Source organism: Chlamydia poikilotherma (assembly GCF_900239975.1).
In the GTDB taxonomy this organism is placed as follows: Bacteria; Chlamydiota; Chlamydiia; order Chlamydiales; family Chlamydiaceae; genus Chlamydia; species Chlamydia poikilotherma.
On record NZ_LS992154.1, the window covers coordinates 840039 to 863188 of the forward strand.

Here is a 23150-nt window from a genome sequence, read left to right on the forward strand (position 1 = left end):
ACAAAATGAAAAAAAAGTTTTTATGTTACTTTCTAACTATTTCATTTTTAATTTTATTTTGGGAATTTTTTACTAAAAATAACGCATCATTTTCCTTTCTCTGTCCACCTCCATCAAAAATAGCAGTGAATTTTTCAGATTCTATGAATCTTATTCTTTCTTCTTCCTGGTATACTTTGCGAGGTATTTTAGGGGGATTCTTTTTAGCGCTATTATTGTCGATAGGATTAGTAATTCTTATGCTGACCTATAAGCCAGCAAAAGATCTCTTAAATCCATTTTTCATACTAGTACAATGCACTCCTATGTTCACCCTAGCACCGTTAATTGTGCTATGGTTCGGTTGGGGACTAAATGCTGTTATTGTCCCTACAGCACTTACGGTCTTTTTCCCTCTAACGATAACGATCTATCAAGGAATCACATCTACTCCTGAAGAACTCTTAGAACAATTTATCTTACATCAAGCAACGAAAAAACAAATCTTCATTAAACTACGCCTTCCCTATGCTCTTCCTCATATATTTTCCGGATTAAAAATTGCTATGGGATCCGCAGGATTCGCTGCTATTGCTGGAGAATGGGTAGCTTCACAGTCCGGTCTGGGTATTCTCATTCTTGAAAGTCGAAGAAACTACGATATGGAAATGACCTTTTCAGGATTATTTGCCCTAACAACAGTAACTTTCATCCTATTTCAATTAATTCTACTAAGCGAAAAACTTACCTTTGCTCTATTTCGCATAGAGAAAACAACGAAGAGATTTAGATTGCCAAGTAGAAAATTCGCTTTCCTACTCATTCCTTTGCTTATCCTACCTATATGGAAAGTCAAGACTAAACAGATAAATCCAAGTAACCTCACCCCTATAACCCTACTTTTAGATTGGACTCCTAACCCTAACCATATTCCTCTATATGTAGGGGTTTCTAAAGGATTTTTCCGTAATCAAGGTATAGATTTACATATTCAAAAAAGTACGGATACCGGCGCTGTTATTCCTCATGTTCTATTTGAACAAGTTGACTTGACTCTCTATCACGCAATTGGAGTAATAAAAACGTCTCTTCAGGGAGCCTCTATACAAATAGTAGGGTCTTTAATTGATTCTACCCTACAAGGGTTTATCTACAGAAAAGAAGACAATATTTCAAAATTTGAAGACTTAAATAATAGAGTATTGGGTTTTTGTCTAAACAACTCGAGAGACCTTTCCTGTCTATTAGAAACGTTGCGTCTACGCGGAGTTATTCCCTCGGACGTAAGAAATGTAAGCTCTGATTTAATTTCACCAATGTTATTGAAAAAAATCGATTTCCTCTACGGAGCGTTTTATAATATTGAAGGTGTTAAACTAGATACTTTGGGAATGCCTGTAGGCTATTTCCTCTCTGATTCTTATGGGCTTCCTACCGGTCCTCAACTTCTTCTATGTGGCAAAAAAAATACAAAAGCTACATCTCCTGAAGTTGTTGAAGCTATACGAATAGCTCTTCAACAAAGCATTGACTACTGTCAAAAATATCCTAAAAAAGCTTTTCAAGCTTATCTTAAAGCAACACCCGATACACCTAAAATTGTTAAAGATGAAATTCTTCAATGGGAAGCCACACTTCCTCTACTTGCAAAATCTCAAGAACCCTTAAGTCAAGAATTAGGGAACACGTTATTAGAAGCTATAGCACACCGTTATCCAAATTTTGCAGATAAGATCAGTAATTTTTCTCTAAATGAGATATACCCGTCTAATTCGCAGGTTTGCCTGGGTGAGAAAACACATGAGCAAGTCGAGATAAAACATCTCGAAGTACTTCCATCGGTTTCTGGTCAGCACTGATACGAGAAATCTTATGAATAGGATAGTGTTGAATGATAGCGTCAATATCTTTTTGATATGACTGCAAACGCTTTTGCAATACTTCAATACCAACCTCGTTAATTCTCCCCTTACTATAAAGAGATTGTTGCGTACGTTCAAGTAACTTAGCCTCTTCATGCACATCTAAAATAATTACATGACGTACTGTGATATATGAATCTAAAAGCTTCGCTTGTCCTACTGTTCTTGGAAGACCGCTAATGAGCAGATCTTGACAGTCTGGTAGAAATTTTCCAGTAGCAATCAATCCTTGAACATAATAATTCCATACGGCAACAACATCTTCATCAGGAATCAAGGATCCAGAAACTGCGTATTTATGAAAAAGCTGTCGAATAGGAGATCCTATAGGATAACAACGGAAAATATCCCCAAGAGAAACATAAACCTGACTATCCCCATGGGCTATGAAATTTCCTAATAAATCTTTACCTGCTCCGGGAGGACCAAATAAAAGAATGGAAGAGAAGGGTTTAGTATACAGCTTTATGCTATTTGCTATGGATTCATCTATCATAAGATAATTTAGCTACCGGTATCGTAATTTCGATGTTTCTCCGTACTTTAGTTGATTACCTTGAAAAATAATAGCCCTAGCATATAAAAATTCTTCCCATGGACACTATTTATTTTTTATTACCCCAAGCTTGCATATTATTATTAGCAGCTGATGCTTTAACTAATGTTTTAGTATTAAATCATGTACTTACTCATTACTCCAGAAGAGAGCGTTTATTACTATTAGCCAGAGAAAGTATATTTGCCCTCTTTAGTATGTTCGCTCTTTATGAGGCAGCTTTAGGTACTCTATATGTATTAAAGACTCCTTTATGTGCAATACAGGTTGTTGGGGGTATTGCTGTCACTTTGACAGGAATGCGTGCTATTTTAAATTTAAGTAGAGAAAATAGTTGGAAAGGCTTTACATCTCCTTCCGCTTTATCTTTGGTAACACCTATAGCTTTACCTCTTATGATCGGACCTTCTTGGCTAGCAGCTTGCTGCATTTTAATAGGTAAACGCTATAGCTTCGCTTCTGTTTCTCTTATTCTCGTTCTTTCTTGGATCCTCATTTCTTTAGCAACGATTATCCTGCAAGTTTTTGTCGGCGGAGGCAAGGAAAAGGCTAAAGTACTCCTCGCTACACAAACGGTACTCGGTCTTTTCGCGACAATCGTAGGTACACAGCTACTTATGTCTGGATTACAATTAGCCTTCTTATAAAAGAGACGTTTTATGCTATTAACTCTGATTAATCTTAGCTTACTATTCTACGTGCTCTTTGATGCTCCAGGCTCTGTTCCTGTTTTCGTGTCTTTATTGAAGCACTACTCGGCAAAAAGGCAACAACGCATCATCCTTAGAGAATGTATCTTTGCTCTTGTTACCTTATTACTTTTTGTTACCTTTGGAAGAAAATTCTTTCAATTTCTTGACATCTCGCTATATGCGTTTCAATTCATTGGTGGTGTTTTATTGTTTTCAGTATCCTTGAAAATGATGTTGGTACCTCCACCTGTAGAATCCGATTCATCCGAACCTCAATCAGAGCCTATCTTTTTTCCTCTAGCCTTCCCTGTAATCACCGGGCCTGCCGTTATTACCTCATTGCTTAGCTATATGGAAGAAGATCTGTTTTCTAAAGAACTCATTCTTGGTGCTATGATTATCGCTTGGGTACTATCTGTATTCACCTTGTTAAGTTCGAGTTTCTTCAACCGCATTCTCGGATCTTCCGGTTTAGTTGCCTTAGAAAGATTGTTCAGTATTGCCTTATTATTAATGTCTGCAAACCTCATGCTCAAAGGTATTTCAATAGCATTTAACATAGGTTTTTATATTAAATAGTGTAATTAGATGAAAAGAAACGATCCCTGCTGGTGTGGAAACAAACGCAAGTGGAAACATTGCCACTATCCCCAGGCCCCTCAAGTATCTTGGGAACAACAAAAACAATATTACGCGTCACAATATGACATTACTTTAAAAACTCCTGAGCAAGTTGAAAAAATTCGTCATGCCTGCCAAATTACCGCTTGCATCCTTGATGCTCTCTGTAAAGCATCTAAAGAAGGTGTAACCACAGAAGAATTAGACCAACTCTCACGGCAACTACATAAAGAATATAACGCTATCCCCGCACCTCTAAACTATGGGTCTCCACCTTTTCCAAAAACGATTTGCACTTCACTTAATGAAGTAATCTGTCATGGAATTCCGAATGATATTCCTTTAAGAAATGGCGATATTATGAACATCGACGTTTCTTGTATTGTTGATGAATACTATGGTGATTGTAGTCGTATGGTTATGATCGGTGATGTCTCTGATATCAAGAAACGCGTCTGTCAGGCATCTTTAGATTGTCTCAATGCAGCTATAACCATATTAAAACCTAATCTACCCTTATATGAAATTGGCGAAGCTATAGAAGCTTGTGCTGATACTTATGGGTTTTCTGTGGTAGATCAGTTCGTAGGTCATGGTGTAGGAATAAAATTCCATGAAAATCCTTATGTGCCTCATTATAGAAACCATAGTAATATACCCTTAGCTCCTGGAATGACATTTACCATAGAACCTATGATCAATGTTGGGAAAAAAGAAGGAATTGTTGATCCAAGAAATCATTGGGAAGCAAGAACTTGCGATAATCAGCCTAGTGCACAATGGGAGCACACTCTATTGATTACTGAGACAGGTTATGAGATATTAACCCTTCTAGAGAAGTAATCTCTTCTTCTAAGCATTCTATATGTGCGAGAAGGTTTTGAATCATCTCAATATCTTTCATATCAACAAAATTTGAGGTCATTTCCTCTTGTTTTTGTAAGGCAAGATAATCTTCACGCACCAAAAAAAGTTCTTTACGAACTTCTGCTAATGCTTCTGTCTTTTCAGCAAACTGCATCTTTAACTGTAAATACTTATCCTTATAAGATTTGAATTCATCAGCAACAGGAGTTTTAACAAGAGCTTTTTGTTGATTCACAAGAGCGTGTAATTGCGTGAGTTCTTTATCCTTCTGACTTAAAAGATTCTGAAACTCTTCTAATCGAGAACGTAACTGGTCTATTTCTTCAATATCAGATTTAAGACTATGACATTCATTTTCTAAGCTTTTCCTTGATAATTTTTCTTCAATAAGCTCATTTTCTAAAGAGGCCATCTTTTCGTCTTTTTCATGCAAAGCTCGGAGCCATAATTCAGCATCCTCACTTCTTCCTTCACTATTAGAGAAAGTTTCTTTTCCTGATACCCAAGAAAATACAGAAGTAGTTTCATCCCCAGCTACAAGACGAACGTATTCATTATGTAAAATGGCGTAGTCTTCTAACCAACTATTTTTTTGATCAGCAAGAATTTGCAAATCTAAAGCCATATGCTCCTGCTTCTTACAAGAATCTTGCAGCAAAGTTCGACTCTCCTGAAGCTCAGATTCTAAAGCATGTGCACGTTTTTCTAAAAATTCACACGCCATAGCTTTATCGTGAACCGCTTTATCATAAGATACTTGAATCTCAGCATATTGATTCGACAGCTGATCGTATTTTTGTTTTTGTTCCTGATTTTCTTCATCAATAAGGGTTATACCTAAAACAAAAATACCCCAAGATAACAAAAAGGCTGTAGATAGTCCTAAAGCCCATAATAATGAAGAACAAGTACCTATGTGCTTATAGTAGTATACAAATAGAAATAAACAAGAAACTACACCATATCCCCAAAAACGGAAATATATAGAAGCAACTAATGCTAAAATAGAAAAACACATTATCAACAAAAGTAAAGTTGTGTCCACAATAGAAGCACAACCTAGTCCACCGAAAATCAAAACTATAGATGATAGAAATACCCATTCTATTGAGAAAGACCTATATCTACCCAATAAGGTTTCCCATCTAAATCCTTGATAGACTTTCTGATAAAGATGCTTATTAAAAACGTGCATGGCCTCAAATCCCATACAAGAATACTCCTAAGACTCTTCCAGAGAATCTTGAGCTTTAGTTAATAAATAGCTAATTACAGCAGGATCTCCTTCATAGGTCATCTCTACTTTCATCTTGCCATCTGAAGACGTATGCCCACAAGTCACCAGTACATAAGCACTCACATCCTCATCGAAAGTTCCTGTACTGTCATCACATTCGTTTCCAGACACTTCCTTCTCCTCTCTAGCTAAAGGCCCCTATTTTCAATCCAGTGATCTCTCATTCATCGATTGATAACAAGTCCTTTATTTTCTTTAGAAACTCTAAATTTTAGAGATCAAAACTTTTTTACTTTCCTTGCAAAATTTTTTAATTCTATTTGTTATTAAAGGAAAACAACTTACTAAACAAACCAATTATTAATTGAATTTATTATTTAATAAAACGCTTTGTTTATTGATAAAATAAAACTAAACAAAACTAAAAATTTTTCCATTATGACAGTACAACCTATAAGCACCACATCTACGGCTTCGATAACAACTAGAGAAGCGACGCAGGCTGCTCAACTTCCCCCACTGGATCCATTAAACACACCTCCTATTGGCGCATTGCTTTTTAGCATTTATGAGCTTCTTTTACAAGCGATTGAAATTCGACAACAAACAGTTCTGACTCAATCACAACAATTAAATGATAATACTAATATTCAACAACAATTAAACCAAGCAACTAATCAAATCAAATTTGCTGTAGTAAGTGCTGGGGGTAAAGAAGACGAAATTACTCGGGTACAAAACCAAAACCAAAACTACTCCGCTCAAAGATCAAACATTCAAGACGAATTAGTGACTGCTCGACAAAATGGACAAATTATTCTCTCACACGCATCTACGAACATTAATATCATCCAACAACTAGCTTCTCAAGACTCCTCATTCTTAAAAATGACAAGTTCCATTGGAAGTACAGTAAATCAACTGAATAAACCTCCTTCATAAGCAAGTAGGAAAACAACTTAAAGTTAATCGAAGAAAATAGGTAGGAAATTATGTGGTTCTCTTCTCCAGCACTTCAAACTAGTCCCAGAGCCGCTATTGACGTTCCTGGAACATCCATTACAGGTGGACCCAATACAGCAACAGCTGACGAAATTATTGCAAAATTTGCTAAAGATTCCAACCCACTGATTGTTACCGTGTATTATGTATATCAGTCTGTATTGGTCGCTCAGGACAATTTATCTATTATTGCTCAAGAACTTCAGTCTAATGCTTCTGCTCAAACATTTTTAAACAACCAAGAAGCTTTATATCAGTATGTGACTATCCCTAAGAATAAATTAAATGATAACTCATCAGCATTCTTACAGGATGTTCAGGCAACAAATCAAGCTGTTGGAGCCTCTCGACAAGCACTGCAAAACCAAATTTCAGGACTAGGAAATGGTTCCCAAGTGATTTCAAGTAACTTGAACACTAACAACAACATTATCCAACAGTCCTTACAAGTAGGTCAGGCTTTAATTCAAACGTTCTCACAAATTGTGAGTTTGATAGCAAACATTTAATCTTAAGGAATTTAGCATAATGAACATCCTATCTACAGTATCAAATGTTGATAAGGTCACAACAGTTGTTCCCCCAAGTACAAAAGTTGTTCCCAATAATATTGTGATTAACAAACCTTCGGCTATCTATTTTTGCATTTCTGTAATGCTACAATTATCTACATCAACTACAGAATTTGGAAAATCAATTATGACAGTACTACAAGACAATACTGTAGTACAACAAAAGAAAACAAAAGAGCTTATGAACTTGCCTTTATTGAAAGTTCCTGACCTTCAAAAAGTTGATAACTTTGACGAAACTAAGCCCGAATATAAAAACCAAACAGAAATTCAAGCTTATCAAACGTCGAATCAGCAAATTTCTGCTAACCGACAGTTAATCCAACAAGAGCTTTCTGCCGCACAACAAAGAGCTCAAGCAAACCAAAAGGCTGTAAATGCTACATCTACGGAGTCTATGAAGTTATTACAAGCAACTAACGCTCTCCTATCTTCATTAAAAGAATATACTATTAAAGCAAATCTAACGACATCTCCGTCTGATTAATTATTTAGATAAGGACTTCTAATAAAACAATCCATGATCTAATATAAGGCATTACTGAAAAGAAAAGAATCAGGTAAAACCTCCATGAGGGTTATCTTCCCAGATAAACATAACAAAAACCCGTTTCTCACTCAGGTACTTAGACAACTTCCTTCGTTTATCTTAATAACCTCGTGTATCTCTCCTTTACTTTCCTACCTGATAAAAAAACTCTTTGGTATTCCAGGGATTATTGAAACTTTAGCACTATCCACAGCGGGAATACATAAACATAAATTTTGGCAATTTATTACTTATCCCCTGATTACCGCGGATTCTCTTTGCATCCATAAAGAAGGATGCATGGACATCACTCAACGCCTACTTATTCGAAATGTACTTGGTTTTACCTTCTTTTATAAAGCAACCAATCATATTATTCGAAAACTAGGATCTATGACTTTCCTAGTCCTTATTGTTAGCCAGACTCTTATTATAGGATGCGTAATTTGGGCATGTCTAAAATTATTTCACAGTTCACAAGCTCTATTTGGTCCAGAATGTTTAATTAGCACGCTAGTGCTAATTTGGGTTTTTCTTGATCCAGAAAAACGCCTAGGACTCAATCCCTTTCCCATTACCCTATCACGTAAATGGGGATTCGTCATCTTAGCAACCTTCTACTTTTTTATTCTTCTGTTCTCAGGAGCCTTTGCGCTATTCTTTGGATCAATGTTATCAATAATGTTAGGAGTCCTCTTTTGCTATAAAGAAAAAATTCCTAATCCTTATAGAATATCTCGAATGTTTTAAACTTCGTCAGCAAATAACGCTAAAATTGCTGCCCTCGCTTCTCCTAATCCAGAAAGAACACCCTCTTCAAACCTAAAAATAGGATTTTCTTCCAGTATAGAGAAATCCATTGGCTGCAATATATCATCCGAGGTTAAGTTTGGAATGATTTGTTCTCCCACACTTTGCAAACGAGATTTTTGATTCTCATAAAGCTGATTTAATAAATCGTGTATTTTATTTTTCATTTTTCTCTTTTCGCTTCTCTATAAAGAATTGTTTCATCAGTCGTTCGGACTCTTCACAGCAGATTCCAGAAAAACATTCCACCTGGTGAAATGGATGTTTTTCTGTAAAAACATTTATCCAACTTCCTCCTGCACCTAAACGCAAATCTGAAGCTGCCCAGACAATTCTACGAATACGAGCCAACTGAATAGCTCCGGCACACATTAAACACGGCTCTAACGTACAATAAAGCACAGCATCTACCAAACGCCAATTGTCTAAATATTGTGCTGCAGCCCCTATACATAAAATTTCAGCATGAGCTGTAGGATCTTGTAGCTTTTCCGTAGTATTATGACCACGAGCAATTATTTTATTATCTTTAACTATAACACAGCCTACAGGAACTTCGTCTTCGTCATATGCCTGGCGAGCTTCCTTTAGAGCTTGATTCATAAAAAATATATCTTTGTCTATATCCATCGGCTTTATATTAAATAACTCATAACTACTTTTTGAATCAGATTATAAAAAAAAGACTCCTAATAAGAAACAGTAAAAAGTCCTCATATTAGTTTAACAACCATTTTTGAATCAGATTCAAAATGTGGAATTTTTATTTACAAATCAAAAAAACCCGTCTCACCATACCAAAAGGTGTACATTAACAATCTTCTCAAGTATAATTGGCTTTTGCGGCAATTATTTTATTTTAAGGAGACATCCAATGTCTTTGGATAAGGGAACTAAAGAAGAAATTACAAAAAAGTTTCAACTTCATGAAAAGGATACCGGTTCAGCAGATGTGCAGATCGCTATATTAACGGAACACATTACAGAACTAAAAGAACACCTCAAGAGATCTCCTAAAGACCAAAATTCTCGACTAGCCCTACTAAAACTTGTAGGACAAAGAAGAAAGCTCTTAGAGTATCTTAACTCTACAGACACCGAAAGATATAAAAATTTAATTACAAGATTAAATCTAAGAAAATAATCTTTCATTAATTTTCCCCGAACATAAGATCTAATCAGGAGACCTTCATGACATTTGAAACTATTTCCGTTACCCTTGAAGAAGGCAAAACATTAGTATTTGAAACGGGGAAAATTGCTCGTCAGGCTAACGGAGCTGTTCTTGCTCGCATGGAAGAAACTTGGGTTTTCTCATCTGTTTGCGCAGCTAATCTCGAGGAACCGGTAGACTTCCTTCCTTTAAGAGTTGATTATCAAGAAAAATTTTCTTCTATAGGAAAAACTTTAGGTGGGTTCATTAAAAGAGAGGGTCGCCCAACTGAAAGAGAAATTTTAACTTCTCGTCTAATAGATCGCTCTATGCGTCCTTCTTTGCCAAATCGGTTAATGCAGGATGTTCAAGTTTTATCTTATGTATGGTCATATGATGGAGTGACTCTCCCCGATCCTATAGCTATTTGTGGTGTTTCTGCTGCATTGGCTATTTCTGATATTCCTCAAATTAGTATTGTAGCCGGTGTTCGTGTTGGCTTTGTCAACAATAGTTGGGTAGTCAATCCTACAAAAGCTGAAATGGATGTTTCTAGAATGGAACTTGTTTTAGCGGGAACTGAAAATGCTATTTTAATGATAGAGGGTCATTGTGATTTCTTTACAGAAGAGCAGGTTATCGAAGCTATTGAATTTGGTCATAAACATATAGCAACAATCTGCGGAACAATCAAAGATTGGCAAAAGAAGATAGGTAAGGAAAAGAACACTAATGTTATTGTCCCTCTTCCAGAACAAGTACAATCTTCTGTAAATGCATTTGTTGAAGGTAAATTTTCTGATCTTTTGAAAATCAAAGATAAGAAAGCTTTTGAGGCTGCTTCAAAACAGTTAGAAAATGAAATTGTAGAGAGGTTTTTAGAAGAAAATGAGATCTTCACAGCATTGAATATTAAGACAGCCTTTAAACAAGCTAAATCAAATTATATGCGTACTTTAATACGCGAACAAAGTGTTCGTTCTGATGGACGTTCAGCAACAACAATCCGCCCTATTTCTATTGACACATCCTTCCTACCACGAACGCATGGAAGTTGTTTATTCACTCGTGGAGAAACACAAACTATGGCCGTTTGTACTTTAGGTAGCGAAGCTATGGCACAACGCTACGAAGACTTGAACGGAGAAGGGTTAGCTAAATTTTATTTACAATATTTCTTCCCCCCTTTCTCTGTTGGAGAAGTAGGAAGAATAGGCTCTCCAGGAAGAAGAGAAATTGGTCATGGCAAGCTTGCTGAAAAAGCTTTAAGCCACACTTTACCTGATCCCGCAAAGTTTCCTTATACTATCCGTATAGAATCCAATATCACTGAATCTAATGGTTCTTCATCTATGGCTTCTGTTTGCGGGGGGTGTTTAGCTTTAATGGACGCCGGAGTTCCGATTAAAACTCCTATAGCTGGTATTGCTATGGGTTTAATCTTAGATAATGATCATGTAACTATTCTCTCTGATATCTCTGGATTAGAAGATCATTTAGGAGATATGGACTTTAAGGTTGCTGGGAATACTCAAGGAATCACAGCATTCCAAATGGATATCAAGGTAGAGGGTATTACTCCTGCCATTATGCAATCAGCTTTAGCTCAAGCTAAAGCTGGTCGTCAACATATCCTTGACACCATGAAAGAAGCCCTTGCAGCTCCCAAAACAGATTTATCGCAATATGCTCCTCGTATTGAAACAATGCAGATTAAACCAAACAAGATCGCTACTGTTATTGGACCTGGAGGGAAACAGATTCGTCAAATTATTGAAGAAGCTGGAGTTCAAATTGATATTAACGATTCAGGTCTTGTCAGCATCTCAGCATCTTCTCCAAAGGCAATAGAAAAAGCTAAGTCTATTATTGAAGGTCTAGTTGGCGAAGTTGAAGTTGGTAAGATCTATGAAGGTCGTGTGACATCCATCGTTCCTTTTGGAGCTTTCGTAGAAATTCTCCCAGGTAAGGAAGGGCTTTGCCATATTTCTGAGTTCTCTAAACAACGTATAGAAAACGTTGGTGATTTCGTTAAGCAAGGAGACATTCTAGCTGTTAAGCTGTTAAGCATTAACGAAAAAGGCCAATACAAACTCAGCCACAAAGCTACTCTTAGCGAATAACCTTGAAGCTATTTGAGGAAAATAAAAAAGCCACATAATTTATGTGGCTTTTTTAATATCATTACTAAATTCAAAAACTAGCTTAAGTAGTCGTGTTATTTAGTTTTAATGTACCATCTTTCATAGCATCTTCTTGAGGTGGTGGTGGTGGCAAATCATCAGATACCTTTTTAAACAACATCCCCTCTTCTTTCAAACGCGCTCTTTTCTTTTCAGGATCCCATGTATGATCCATGATTTCTTTAACATCTTTAGCATCTAAAGTTTCAAACTCAATTAACATTTGAGTCATAAGCTCTACTTCATCTCGATGCTCTCTTATAATTGTTAAAGCACGCTGATAGGCAGCATCTAACAATGCTCTTAATTCGCCGTCAATAGCTTTTGCTGTTTCGTCTGAGTAACTCTTTTCATGATACGATCCATAACCCGTAGAAGCATCCGAACGTTCGTCGTAAGTTACAGTACCTAATTGTTCACTCATTCCCCATTCGCAAACCATACTACGGACTAATTTTGTAGCCTGAGAAATGTCTTGCTGAGCACCACTAGAAATATCTCCTAAAAAGATATCTTCTGCGGCGCGACCTCCCATGAGAACAGCTAATTGATCGAAAAGTTCTTTTTTCCAATAGCTAAGCTTATTCTTCTCAGGAAGAAAATGTGTAGCTCCTAAAGATAAGCCTCTAGGAATAATCGTGACCTTATCTACAGGATCCGCATGTTGCACACAAAGACCTACAACAGCATGTCCTGATTCATGGTATGCCGTAGTTTTTCTTTCTTCAGCATCCATTTCTAAACTACGACGTTCTTTACCATAGAGAACCTTATCACGAGCCTCGGCAACATCTACAGCAGTCACTGCAGTACGATCCTTACGAGCAGCAAGAAGGGCTGCTTCATTTAATAAGTTCTCCAAATCAGCTCCGGAAGCTCCTGGAGTACTTCGTGCTACCGCCATAAGATCTACAGTAGGATCTAATTTGATTCTCTTAGCATGCACAGCTAGGATTTCAAATCTACCTTTAATGTCAGGTAAATTCATAATTACACGACGATCAAAACGGCCAGGACGTAATAACGCCTTATCCAGTACGTCAGGACGATTAGTTGCAGCCATAAGGATAACACCCTCATTCGTACCAAAACCATCCATTTCAACGAGTAATTGGTTCAATGTTTGTTCACGTTCATCATGACCGCCACCAATACCCGCGCCTCTATGACGACCTACAGCATCAATCTCATCGATGAAAATGATACAAGGAGCGTTTCTCTTAGCTTGCTCAAACATGTCGCGAATACGACTAGCGCCAACACCAACGAACATCTCTACAAAATCCGAACCTGCTATTGAGAAGAATGGTCGGTCAGCTTCCCCAGAAACCGCTTTGGCTATTAAAGTTTTCCCTGTTCCAGGAGGTCCGATTAATAATACACCCTTAGGGATTCTTCCCCCTAAACTCGTGAACTTTGTAGGATTTTTTAGAAAATCTACAATCTCTATTAATTCTTCTTTAGCTTCTTCAATACCTGCGACATCAGCAAAAGTAACTTTATTTTGTCCTTTCATTAACAAACGTGCTGGAGATTTGCCGAAAGACATCGCAGAACCATTCATACCACGCACTTGTCTGGAAAAGACAAAATAAACAAAGACAAGCACAAGGATGATGGGTAAAAACGTAAACAGGTATCCTATATAATGTGGAGCAGGCTCCTCGCTTTTAAATGTTTTCTCTAATACCAAATTACGTGGCTGATCAGGCGCTTTAAAAGTTAAGGTACGGTTATGAGAAAAACCTTCCCATTCTTGTTTTGCTCCAGAAAACCAATGAGCAAATACCTCGGGATCTTGTTTTTCTAAAGCTCGAGAAGATAATTCCTGATTATTGAAATACCAAACTACCTGGCTAAGTTCCCCTCGAAGCTTATCCAGCTGCACTTGATTAATCTGACTATCTTCAACAAGTTTCTCATATTTACTACCTTCTTCACGATATAGACGCACTGAACGCAGCTGACCAAAACGCTCACCGTTATCAGACAAAGCTAGTGATGAAGAAATTCTCTGTAAAGAACCTAAAACTTTCTGATAAAGAATACCAAGCTGCTCAGCATCCATAGATTGAGTTAGAGAAAGCTCTACTTGTTGATAGAGATCTTTTAATTCGCGTTTCAAACTCTCAGAACCCACGCCTAAAGCTGGAGACAAATACTTTCCAATCAGTTCATATAAATCTGAACCAAATGTACGTAGACTCTCACTAGATCTAGGAAGAGTTTGATAACGCTGTTCCAAAGAACGTAAGTTGATAATTTGGAAATTATTTGAACCTTCAACTACAAGGGCTGGTAAAGAAGATTTTCCTAACTCTACGCTAGGAGAAATTAAATATCCTGTTTCAGGAATAGGCGATCCGGAAATTGCAGAAAACCATAAAACAGAACTCTCAACCTCTTTTGAAAGGTTGTCTAAATTCTTATTTATTTCCTGAAGATCAAATTCTAATTGATGTCTTTGATTTATCAATTCCAAATAATGATAACGTAGTTGGCTTTCAGCTGTTGGAGATTCACGAAAACGTCCACTAAATGAAACTAAATTATCATTCAGGGCAATCTTTCGGCTATCTTCCGGATAAATCAATTTTAAGTTTACTAAATGCTCTAGCTGATGGCTAAAACTGACCCGGGCTTTCTTGGCGACCAAAAAATTCTGAACGGCAATCACACCGAAGATTACACCAAATAGAAGGAAAAAAAATACCGTAGGAAAATTTTTTTTCGATTCGGGCTTCATTTTTTTATCTTTAGACATAAACTACACAACTAAGCTAATCAATCAGACAGGTAATTATTTAATATAGCATATTTTTATTATTTTGTTTATAAAACCTAGTTATAAAATAAAAAAAATATGAAACACTGTATATACAATGACCTACTACTCATCATCTTCCAATATACAATGAGAATCATCATTATATACTTTCTATTCTATCATTACTACCCCAGCTTTTACGATCACTCTTTTATCTCGAAGTCGCATTTGCGCTGGCAAATTACGACGTAAATGATCATAAATCATTTGCAAGAAATGCCTTGAGACAACTACTCCAGCCCTAAGAAAAAATTCCTTACAAACCCATTTTGCTAAAAAAACTTGTTCCATCAATGCTTTAGGAATCTCAATAGACCATATTGCGTTTTCTTTTTGTATATTTTCAAGAAATGGCTCAGCTTGCAGTTTCATATAACATGAAAGTTCTTCAGAATCTTGAGCTAATGTCAATAAAGGCTGTGTAATATTCTTACCAAAAATCTCTTCTAACCAAGGGAATATCTTCTTACGCATTCTGGCACGCAAATAGCGCTCATCTGTATTGGTTACATCTTGAATGTAAGAAATATTTTCTTCCTCTAAAGCATTCACTAAAACTTGTTTAGGGATATGCAATAAGGGCCTAAAAAGTGGGATATCTTCGTAATATGTCTCTTGAATCATGCCTTTTAAATTACTTAAGGATGCCCCTTCCAATAAACGTTTTAACACAGTTTCAGCTTGATCATTAGCATGATGTGCTAAAAATATCCCCGATAAATTTTCTTCCTTACATATCTTATGAAACAATGCATAACGATAACGACGCGCAGCATTTTCTGGATCTTTCGAAGTTCTACATTCGGAAGGAACATGGTCTACAACAATAGGAATCCCTGCTTCCTCACATCTAATTTTAAGTTCTTCGGCCTCACAATAGGAAGATTCTCTCCATCCATAATCTACATGGACTGCGATAAAAGAGACCCTTCGAGACTTAAGGAGATATGAAAGAAATAGTGAATCACTTCCTCCTGACAGAGCAAGTAAGTAGCTTTTTTTCATATCTAAAGCAGAAAAAAAAACTTCTAATCGCTTATCATTTCTGAGTAGACAAGATAACATAATCTAAATACATGTCCGTGTAAATTCATTACAAATAAGTTAAGGCTTATTGACTTGAAGAAATATTGTCACAATATCCTTAAACTTGAAGAACTCCTGATACCAGGTATGCTATGCCTATTTTATGGAAAGTCTTAATTTTCCGTTATTTAAAAACCGTTACTTTTTGTACGCTTAGTCTTATCTGTATTTCTATCATTAGTTCTCTTCAAGAAATCGTCAGTTATATAGCAAAGGACGTTCCCTATCCGACAGTTTTGCGGCTAACAGCTTATCAGATTCCCTACTTATTGCCTTTCATTCTTCCTATTTCTTGTTTTATTTCAGCTTTTGCGCTTTTTCGAGGTCTTTCCGACAATAACCAAATCACCTTCCTTAAGGCATCTGGAGCTTCTCAAGGAATTATTACCTTCCCTGTCCTCATGGTTTCCTGCGCTATATGTTGTATAAATTTTTATACATGTTCTGAACTCGCTTCTATTTGTCGATTTCAAACCTGTAAAGAAATTGCTAATATGGCGATGACTTCGCCAACACTTCTACTTCAGACTCTGCAGAAAAAAGAAAACAACCGTATTTTCATTACCGTTGATCATTGTGCAAAAAGTAAATTTGATAATGTGATCATTGCTTTAAAAAGAGATAAGGAAATTGCTAATGTAGGAATTATCAAAACTATTATCCCCGATGTAGCAAATGATACTGTACAAGCCAGGGATGTTGTGATGATTTCAAAGCTTCCTTCTACATTAACAGACCAACAATCTTCAAATTCTAAGGAATACTATATAGAAACTTTGGATGAGATGCTAATCCCTAAAATCACTTCAACATTATTCGCGGGAAAGTCTTACATGAAAACGCGAACAGATTATTTACCTTGGAAGCAACTTGTTAAACAATCATTCAGTCATGCTCATCTACCGGAAACCTTAAGAAGAATTGGTATAGGTTTGCTTTGCATCACATTGACATATTCGGGAATGGTCTTAGGGACCTATAAACCAAGATTTCGCAAATCTATAGCTCTCTATTGTATTTTTCCTGTGATGGATTTAATTTTATTAATAGTTGGCAAAAACACTACTACATTATTTCCTGCGCTTATGTTGTTTATTATACCACAGATAATCTCTTGGATAGTTTTTGCTATCCGTGCGTATCGAGAAAGCAGAGGCTATGCGTAGATTATGTATATTTGGAAACGTTATGTATTAACTAAATTTTGGTTATCTTTAATATCTTTAATAGTACTTGCCTTTGTTTTTTATGCCTCAATTCATCATTCTCTGCATGCTATCAAAGGAAATACAACCTCACTAGCTTCAGGTGCCTCTTTAAAACTTTCCATCCTATATTATCTATCCCAGATAGCTCTTAAAGCAGAATTTCTAATTCCTCAGCTCGTTGCTGTAGCCACAACAATTACATTATTTTCAATGCAAAACAAACGGGAGGTCCTTCTCCTTCAGGCATCAGGACTCTCATTGAAATCTCTAACAGCTCCTTTAATTCGTTCAAGCTTCATTATCACCTTACTTCTATATGCGAATTTTCAATGGTTGCATCCTATATGTGAAAAAATATCTACAACCAAAGAACATATGGATCGCGGAACATTAGACAAGGTACAAGATAAAGTTCCTGCTCTGTATCTTAAAGATCAAACAGTCTTATTGTATTCTTCTATTGAACAAAAAGCCCTAACTCTTAACAAAGTATTTTGGATTAAAAATCCAAAAACTATTTACACAATGGAAAAACTAGCGTTTACAACGCCATCCCTTCCTATTGGCCTTGATGTTATACGTTTTTCAGAAACAGAATCTGGTAATATGGAACTTAGTGAATTCTCAGATATGAAAGAATTTCCTGAGATTGAATTTGGATTCTATGATAATCCTTTTTCTAAGATTTTCACAGCAGGAGGGAAAAATCGCCTTTCGGAATCTTTCCGAGCGATTCCTTGGAATGCTACAGGATTAGGACTATCAACAACTATTCCCCAGCGTATTTTATCTTTGTTATCTACATTTTATTATATGTTGATTTCGCCTTTAGCTTGTATATCAGCAATGATTATCTCTGCTTATCTTTGTCTAAGATTCAGTCGTGTATCTACAGTAACTCTTGCTTATTTTGTTCCCCTAGGTACAATAAATACCTTTTTCGTCTTTTTAAAAGCAGGGATGGTATTATCTAATAGCAGTGTTTTGCCAATATTACCTGTAATGTTATTCCCTCTGCTAGCTTTAGCGATATTTACAAACTATGCTTATGCTAAACTTCAGTAATTTCGTTGAGATAACCTGAGAAATCCCATTTCTCTAAATCATAACTAAAGAAGGATTTGAGATTAGACAAGTTTTGTCTATTTTTCCTCAAACAATTGAGAAATTTACTCATTAGTTCTACATGATTTACAAATATCAAACGGTCTCTAGCTACTAAAGTAGGTGCAAGAACTTTTACCATGAGTAATTTTAGTCTATGCTCATCCCACGAATCTTCTCCAGCAAAGAAAGTAAATCCTGCGATGAATATCGATGCGTAATCCAAACCATCTTTAGACATAACTATAAGGTTATTTGGATCTATAATTTCTATAAACTTAAAGACAAGCAGATAAGAAATGATATGCAGAAGTAATAGCTTATCATTTTTAAATAAGATCTTTTTCTTAGAGAAAAAAGTATCTTTCAAAACAGATAAACTGTTGTCTAGAAATTCATGAATTTCCCCTTTAGATATATTAGGGAGAGAAAAAATAGATAAAGATCCCGATTTATTGAATTCTTCTTTCAATACCGAAAAGAATCCAAAAAAAGTTTCTTGCTCTCCGTGCACTCTTTCTATGCTTTTCAGAAGATCTTCGGGTTCTGGAAATGAAAATATGAACGTTCTATCGATTCTATCTAAGCTCTCTTCTATCACACGACTCCGCGCACGATCTTTCCTAGATAAACGATTCTGTATATTTAAAATGAAGGTAGTATCTCCTAAATCTGCTTTAGCGTTAAGAAATCCTATAAATTCTTCATTACAATTAGCGTACAATATGGAACTTTGCGTTATGGGACTCGGAGATCGTATAACTGTTATCGATTTATCTCCTAATTTTAAAGTGCCTTCCATTCCAGGAAACATACCTAAAACAATAGGATCAAATACTGAGGAATTCGGATCGAGCATTCTGTCTATAGCTTTAAATAATGGCCCATTTGGATACTTAGAAAGCAATCGATATAACTCCTCATATACCTCAGAAACATATTGTCCCGAAGACAAACGTTTTTTATCCCCCTCTAATTGCAATTTCGTATGTATATGAAAATATAAATACCGAGCAGCTTCTGTAAACACGAGTTTACCCTCAAAGATTCCACTACTTAATGCTGACATTAACGTATGAGAATGTCGATAATGCATCTGATCATGAGTATTATTACTCAAAGCCTTCCAGGCATCTCTAAGGAAATAGAGAAAATCATTGAAATAATGGATATTATCTTTTTTAGGATTATTAGAAACTAGAGTGGCCTCATATCTAGAAAAGAACAATCCCATAACAGCATTATGTATCTTTTCCGTAGATTCTGTTTCTAAATCACTCAGAGCCTTTTGATAGAATAACCGTATAGGCATATCATGGGTAAATACTAATGAAGAAGCTAGATTGTGGAGTTCTTGACTATTCCATAAAAGCGTTTTTGTTAAAGGATCGCCTTCATGAGCTGTTTCGTGGATTTTTCCCTGCTTACAAATAAGCCGAGTGAGGGTATCAGTATAGAAACGCTTATTTTCTTCATCAGACATATAGAAAAGTTCATAAGAACGATCTCGTTTAACCTCTACTAGGTTATTTAAGAAACGCTCTTCCTGATGCATGTCTTCCAATTCTCGTTCTACCAAATCCTCTTCTTCTTCCTCTTCCTCCTTGATGATTTTTCGGCTAAGATTTGCTTGAGTCTTACTATAGACCTTACTTAACTCGGAATAGTCGTGAACTAAGCTCTGGTATAGCTCTCTCTCTCGACTCTCTAAAAACGAAAATACATTTTGTACACCGGCAATAAGGAAATTAGATTCTTGTAACGCCTTATTCGCCTCGCTTCTTGGTAAAGAACCTGCTTTCTTGAGATAATCTTCTATATTCTTCAAGGCTTGCTTCATTTCACCGACATGATGATCAACAGAAAACATGTCATCCAGTTTAGCGTTCTCTATAAAAGATGATGGGGAACTATAAGAAATCTTTTTTAATTTCTCTAAATGCTCCAATGCTTTTTCAAAATTATAACAAGATCTTCTCATATTCCCCCATAAAGGAATCAAAAAATTAGATTATTATCTGACAATCGTTTTATTAGTTTATTATAAAAATAATTTAACTATCAATTAATTTTATAAGACAAATAAAACTATAATTAATAAAACGCTGAATCAAAGAAATTAAAAACAAATAAAAATAAAAGAAGATAAAAACTAGGTGATAGAAGCTCGAATAAGCTAAAGGACTGATACCTAAAAAGAAACGGAAGAAGAGGGATTCGAACCCCCGGACCCTTTCAGGTCTCCTGTTTTCAAGACAGGTGCATTAAACCGCTCTGCCATTCTTCCTTAAGAAAATTGCTGTAAAAACCTTAGGTCGTTTTCACAAAAAAGACGGATATCAGAAATTCCATGTTTTAACATGGCCAATCTTTCAATACCCATGCCAACAGCATACCCTGTATAGATCTCAGGATCAACACCGCTGTTACGCAAAACTTGAGGATGTATCATACCAGCTCCGGCCACTTCCAGCCAACCAGTATGTTTGCATAAGGCACATCCTAATCCTTGACATTCACAAGAAACGTCAACTTCTATTCCAGGCTCAACAAAAGGAAAGTAGCTGTGACGTAAGCGCAACTCTATTTTCCTTTCAAAAAATGTATGGTAAAACTCGGTCAACATCCCTGTCAAGTCAGAAAGTGTTACATTATAATTAACGTAGAAGGCCTCTACCTGATGGAAAATAACATGTGAACGTGCCGAAATATCTTCATTACGAAAACACAAGCCTGGAGCTACAACTTTAATAGGCGACTGGGCTTTACTAAGTTCTCTAACTTGAACATTAGACGTATGCGTGCGCAACACGGTTTTAGCATCGAGATAAAAGGTATCGTGCATTTGTCTAGCTGGGTGATCCTCTTCGAAATTCAGTAAAGAAAAGTTGTTTTCTTCACTCTCAATATTCGGAGCCTCGCGAACACAAAATCCTAAATGAACAAAGATATCCACAACATCGTCTAAAACTTTTTTAACAATGTGCTTGCCTCCAGGACACGAAGGTTCACCTGGTAATGTAACATCGATCTTTTCTTTGAGAAATTCTATAGATTCTTCTTCTAGGAAAATAGAGTGACTTTTATCTCGGATTAAATCCTCAATATAAGTTTTGCAATCATTTATGGAAGCACCCACTAGAGCCTTTTGATCTGGAGGACACTCCCTTAATTTATCTGCAAAAGAACGAAAAAAACCTTTCTTTCCAAAATAGCGAACCCTTAGCTCGAAAAGATCTTTTGAAGAGTTAACTTGATTTAATTCAGTACAAAATTGTTGCTTTGTAGCTTCAAGCTCCTCTCGAATCGTCATGAGATTAGTTTCCTAAACAATTGCCTCTAAAGCTTTTTTTGCTTGATTGGCTACTTCTGTAAAACCCATTGGATTATGAATAGCCATTTCGGATAGCATTTTTCTATTTAAATCAATCCCAGCACATTTTAAGCCATTAATTAAACGACTATAGGATAGACCGTTTATTCTAGAGGCCACGTTAAGACGAGCTATCCAAAGACTACGGAAATCGCCTTTACGATCTTTTCTATGCATATAATTGAATGCCATAGCTCTCATTACAGAGGATCGGCTTTGACGAAAGTGGCCTTTTCTATCTCCCCAAAAACCTTTCGCTTGTTTCAATATACGCTTACGACGGCGTCTGGAAGCTACTGAACCTGTTGCTCTCACCATAATAAAATCCTTTTATCCTTAAACAACCATCATTCGCTTATACATTCCTACCTGACCCTTATCTACTAAAGGTTGCTTAGATAGGTTGCGTTTTTCTTGCGAAGATTTTTTTGATAACTTATGCCTCTTCCCTGGGCGGGTTCTTTTTAACTGACCAGAACCTGTCAACTTAAAACGCGCCGCAACGGACTTATTGCTTTTCATCTTGGGCATTGATTTTGTCCTGCTTTTTCTTAGTTTTTACCGCTCCTGGAGCCATTACGCAAATTAAGGAACGGCCGTTTAATTTTGGCTCAGATTCTATGAATCCTACGTCTTCGAGACCTTGACTCATCTTTTGCACAACTTTGTGCCCATGTTCTGGGTAAGCAAGTTCACGACCTCGGAACATACATGTAATTTTTACTTTATTTCCTTTTTCAATAAAAGCTCTAGCCTGCTTTAACTTTGTGGAAAAGTCATTCTCGTCAATATTTGGCTTTAACTTGACTTCCTTAATACGCACTTGATGCTGAGCTTTCTTAGAATCTTTCTCTTTCTTCGTTAGATCATAGCGATACTTGCCGTAATCCATGATTTTACATACGGGGGGTTCGCTATTTGAAGCAACTTCCACAAGATCTAAATCAGCTTCTCTAGCCAAATCTAGGGCATCTTTGGTATTCAATATGCCTAATTGTTCACCAGAAGAACCTATAAGGCGGACCTTAGGAGCTCGTATCTGTCTATTAATTTTTAAATTTAATGCCACACTCTATCCCGATTACTCGTTAACACGATTCTTTAAATGATCAGAGGCCAGTACCTTGCCACGGGAAAAATCCATAGAAATAATCTTCCCCTTACCTAGACAAGAAAGCTAAGATCTTAGAGTATCCATAAAAGAAAAGCAATTGAAATCCCATTCTCTGGTACTTTATCCAGCAACTTTTTATCGCTTTATTTAGAAATTTTTAATTTTTTCAAAACTTATCTTTACAACGCTTTTAATAAAAATTGCTCTAGGAGCAAATTGGAAGGCATCATTTTTTGTTGCATTTAAAACTTTCTAAAATATAACCTTAATGCTTTCTCACTTCGCATCTTTCTATACTAAGTTCTTAATTTGGCA

Annotated in this window: 24 protein-coding genes and 1 tRNA gene; 12 read left to right on the forward strand and 13 right to left on the reverse strand. The window is 36.2% G+C overall.

Annotated features, from left to right (window positions below; translation table 11 throughout):
- The first annotated feature begins 5 nt into the window (after positions 1–5).
- Complete coding sequence (locus C10C_RS03785) at positions 6–1838, forward strand: ABC transporter substrate-binding protein (protein ID WP_117274504.1); 1833 nt, start codon at positions 6–8, stop codon at positions 1836–1838.
- Here C10C_RS03785 and C10C_RS03790 read toward each other — a convergent pair.
- Positions 1747–2397 (reverse strand): nucleoside monophosphate kinase, encoded by a 651-nt coding sequence (locus C10C_RS03790; protein ID WP_117274505.1) that lies wholly within the window; start codon positions 2395–2397, stop codon positions 1747–1749. The two genes, C10C_RS03785 and C10C_RS03790, sit on opposite strands and share 92 nt — an antisense overlap.
- Before the next feature lie 98 nt (positions 2398–2495).
- Here C10C_RS03790 and C10C_RS03795 point away from each other — a divergent pair, with 98 nt between their 5' ends.
- The 3 genes from C10C_RS03795 to C10C_RS03805 are packed head-to-tail and all read left to right on the forward strand — an operon-like array spanning position 2496 to position 4613.
- Positions 2496–3104: a MarC family protein gene (locus C10C_RS03795; protein ID WP_117274506.1), complete on the forward strand. Its 609-nt coding sequence runs from the start codon at positions 2496–2498 to the stop codon at positions 3102–3104.
- Between the two features lie 12 nt (positions 3105–3116).
- Positions 3117–3728 carry a MarC family protein gene (locus C10C_RS03800; protein ID WP_117274507.1) on the forward strand — a complete coding sequence of 204 codons (612 nt, stop codon included), beginning with the start codon at positions 3117–3119 and terminating at the stop codon, positions 3726–3728.
- A gap of 9 nt (positions 3729–3737) precedes the next feature.
- Positions 3738–4613, forward strand: a complete 876-nt coding sequence (locus C10C_RS03805) for a methionyl aminopeptidase (RefSeq protein ID WP_117274508.1) — start codon at positions 3738–3740, stop codon at positions 4611–4613.
- Here C10C_RS03805 and C10C_RS03810 read toward each other — a convergent pair.
- Complete coding sequence (locus C10C_RS03810; protein ID WP_174222246.1) at positions 4570–5721, reverse strand: hypothetical protein; 1152 nt, start codon at positions 5719–5721, stop codon at positions 4570–4572. The two genes, C10C_RS03805 and C10C_RS03810, sit on opposite strands and share 44 nt — an antisense overlap.
- Positions 5722–5859: 138 nt before the next feature.
- Positions 5860–6045, reverse strand: a complete 186-nt coding sequence (locus tag C10C_RS03815; protein ID WP_117274510.1) for a hypothetical protein — start codon at positions 6043–6045, stop codon at positions 5860–5862.
- A 267-nt stretch (positions 6046–6312) separates the two neighbouring features.
- Here C10C_RS03815 and C10C_RS03820 point away from each other — a divergent pair, with 267 nt between their 5' ends.
- From C10C_RS03820 to C10C_RS03835, 4 genes are all read left to right on the forward strand, one after another.
- Entirely contained in the window at positions 6313–6816 is a 504-nt protein-coding gene (locus C10C_RS03820; protein ID WP_162496154.1) for a DUF720 domain-containing protein, read from the forward strand.
- Between the two features lie 50 nt (positions 6817–6866).
- Complete coding sequence (locus C10C_RS03825; RefSeq protein WP_117274511.1) at positions 6867–7385, forward strand: DUF720 domain-containing protein; 519 nt, start codon at positions 6867–6869, stop codon at positions 7383–7385.
- A gap of 19 nt (positions 7386–7404) precedes the next feature.
- Positions 7405–7935, forward strand: coding sequence for a CT847 family type III secretion system effector protein (locus C10C_RS03830; RefSeq protein WP_117274512.1), 531 nt, complete (start codon positions 7405–7407; stop codon positions 7933–7935).
- An 84-nt stretch (positions 7936–8019) separates the two neighbouring features.
- A complete protein-coding gene (locus C10C_RS03835; protein WP_117274513.1) occupies positions 8020–8727 on the forward strand; it encodes a hypothetical protein in 708 nt (235 codons plus the stop codon).
- On the opposite strand, the gene C10C_RS03840 is transcribed toward C10C_RS03835, so the two are convergent.
- Together C10C_RS03840 and tadA are read right to left on the reverse strand one after the other, a co-directional pair.
- Complete coding sequence (locus C10C_RS03840) at positions 8724–8954, reverse strand: hypothetical protein (RefSeq protein WP_117274514.1); 231 nt, start codon at positions 8952–8954, stop codon at positions 8724–8726. The two genes, C10C_RS03835 and C10C_RS03840, sit on opposite strands and share 4 nt — an antisense overlap.
- Positions 8944–9417, reverse strand: a complete 474-nt coding sequence (gene tadA / locus C10C_RS03845; RefSeq protein ID WP_117274515.1) for a tRNA adenosine(34) deaminase TadA — start codon at positions 9415–9417, stop codon at positions 8944–8946. The genes C10C_RS03840 and tadA overlap by 11 nt, the downstream gene beginning before the upstream one ends.
- 244 nt (positions 9418–9661) lie before the next feature.
- Between tadA and rpsO the strand changes: the two genes are divergently transcribed.
- Positions 9662–9931: a 30S ribosomal protein S15 gene (gene rpsO, locus C10C_RS03850; protein WP_011006716.1), complete on the forward strand. Its 270-nt coding sequence runs from the start codon at positions 9662–9664 to the stop codon at positions 9929–9931.
- Positions 9932–9978: 47 nt separating this feature from the next.
- On the forward strand, positions 9979–12063 hold the full coding sequence (pnp, locus tag C10C_RS03855) for a polyribonucleotide nucleotidyltransferase (protein ID WP_117274516.1): 2085 nt from the start codon (positions 9979–9981) through the stop codon (positions 12061–12063).
- A gap of 82 nt (positions 12064–12145) precedes the next feature.
- Here pnp and ftsH read toward each other — a convergent pair whose 3' ends face one another.
- Together ftsH and tilS are read right to left on the reverse strand one after the other, a co-directional pair.
- Positions 12146–14887 carry an ATP-dependent zinc metalloprotease FtsH gene (gene ftsH / locus C10C_RS03860; protein WP_117274517.1) on the reverse strand — a complete coding sequence of 914 codons (2742 nt, stop codon included), beginning with the start codon at positions 14885–14887 and terminating at the stop codon, positions 12146–12148.
- 174 nt (positions 14888–15061) lie between these two features.
- Positions 15062–16015, reverse strand: coding sequence for a tRNA lysidine(34) synthetase TilS (gene tilS / locus C10C_RS03865; RefSeq protein WP_117274518.1), 954 nt, complete (start codon positions 16013–16015; stop codon positions 15062–15064).
- 113 nt (positions 16016–16128) lie between these two features.
- Between tilS and C10C_RS03870 the strand changes: the two genes are divergently transcribed.
- Together C10C_RS03870 and C10C_RS03875 are read left to right on the forward strand one after the other, a co-directional pair.
- Entirely contained in the window at positions 16129–17202 is a 1074-nt protein-coding gene (locus tag C10C_RS03870; RefSeq protein ID WP_117274519.1) for an LptF/LptG family permease, read from the forward strand.
- Positions 17203–17205: 3 nt separating this feature from the next.
- The gene (locus C10C_RS03875) at positions 17206–18309 is read left to right on the forward strand and encodes an LptF/LptG family permease (protein WP_117274520.1); all 1104 of its coding nucleotides are present in this window, start codon (positions 17206–17208) and stop codon (positions 18307–18309) included.
- On the opposite strand, the gene C10C_RS03880 is transcribed toward C10C_RS03875, so the two are convergent.
- From C10C_RS03880 to infC, 6 genes are all read right to left on the reverse strand, one after another.
- Positions 18296–20329: a calcium-binding protein gene (locus tag C10C_RS03880; RefSeq protein WP_117274521.1), complete on the reverse strand. Its 2034-nt coding sequence runs from the start codon at positions 20327–20329 to the stop codon at positions 18296–18298. The two genes, C10C_RS03875 and C10C_RS03880, sit on opposite strands and share 14 nt — an antisense overlap.
- A gap of 221 nt (positions 20330–20550) precedes the next feature.
- Positions 20551–20635 (reverse strand) — tRNA-Ser (locus tag C10C_RS03885).
- The gene (pheS, locus tag C10C_RS03890) at positions 20636–21661 is read right to left on the reverse strand and encodes a phenylalanine--tRNA ligase subunit alpha (RefSeq protein WP_117274522.1); all 1026 of its coding nucleotides are present in this window, start codon (positions 21659–21661) and stop codon (positions 20636–20638) included.
- Between the two features lie 12 nt (positions 21662–21673).
- The gene (rplT, locus tag C10C_RS03895) at positions 21674–22039 is read right to left on the reverse strand and encodes a 50S ribosomal protein L20 (RefSeq protein WP_117274523.1); all 366 of its coding nucleotides are present in this window, start codon (positions 22037–22039) and stop codon (positions 21674–21676) included.
- 18 nt (positions 22040–22057) lie between these two features.
- Complete coding sequence (rpmI, locus tag C10C_RS03900; RefSeq protein ID WP_117274524.1) at positions 22058–22252, reverse strand: 50S ribosomal protein L35; 195 nt, start codon at positions 22250–22252, stop codon at positions 22058–22060.
- Positions 22230–22790 carry a translation initiation factor IF-3 gene (infC, locus tag C10C_RS03905; RefSeq protein ID WP_117274525.1) on the reverse strand — a complete coding sequence of 187 codons (561 nt, stop codon included), beginning with the start codon at positions 22788–22790 and terminating at the stop codon, positions 22230–22232. Before infC ends, rpmI begins: the two co-directional genes overlap by 23 nt.
- Positions 22791–23150: the final 360 nt, after the last annotated feature.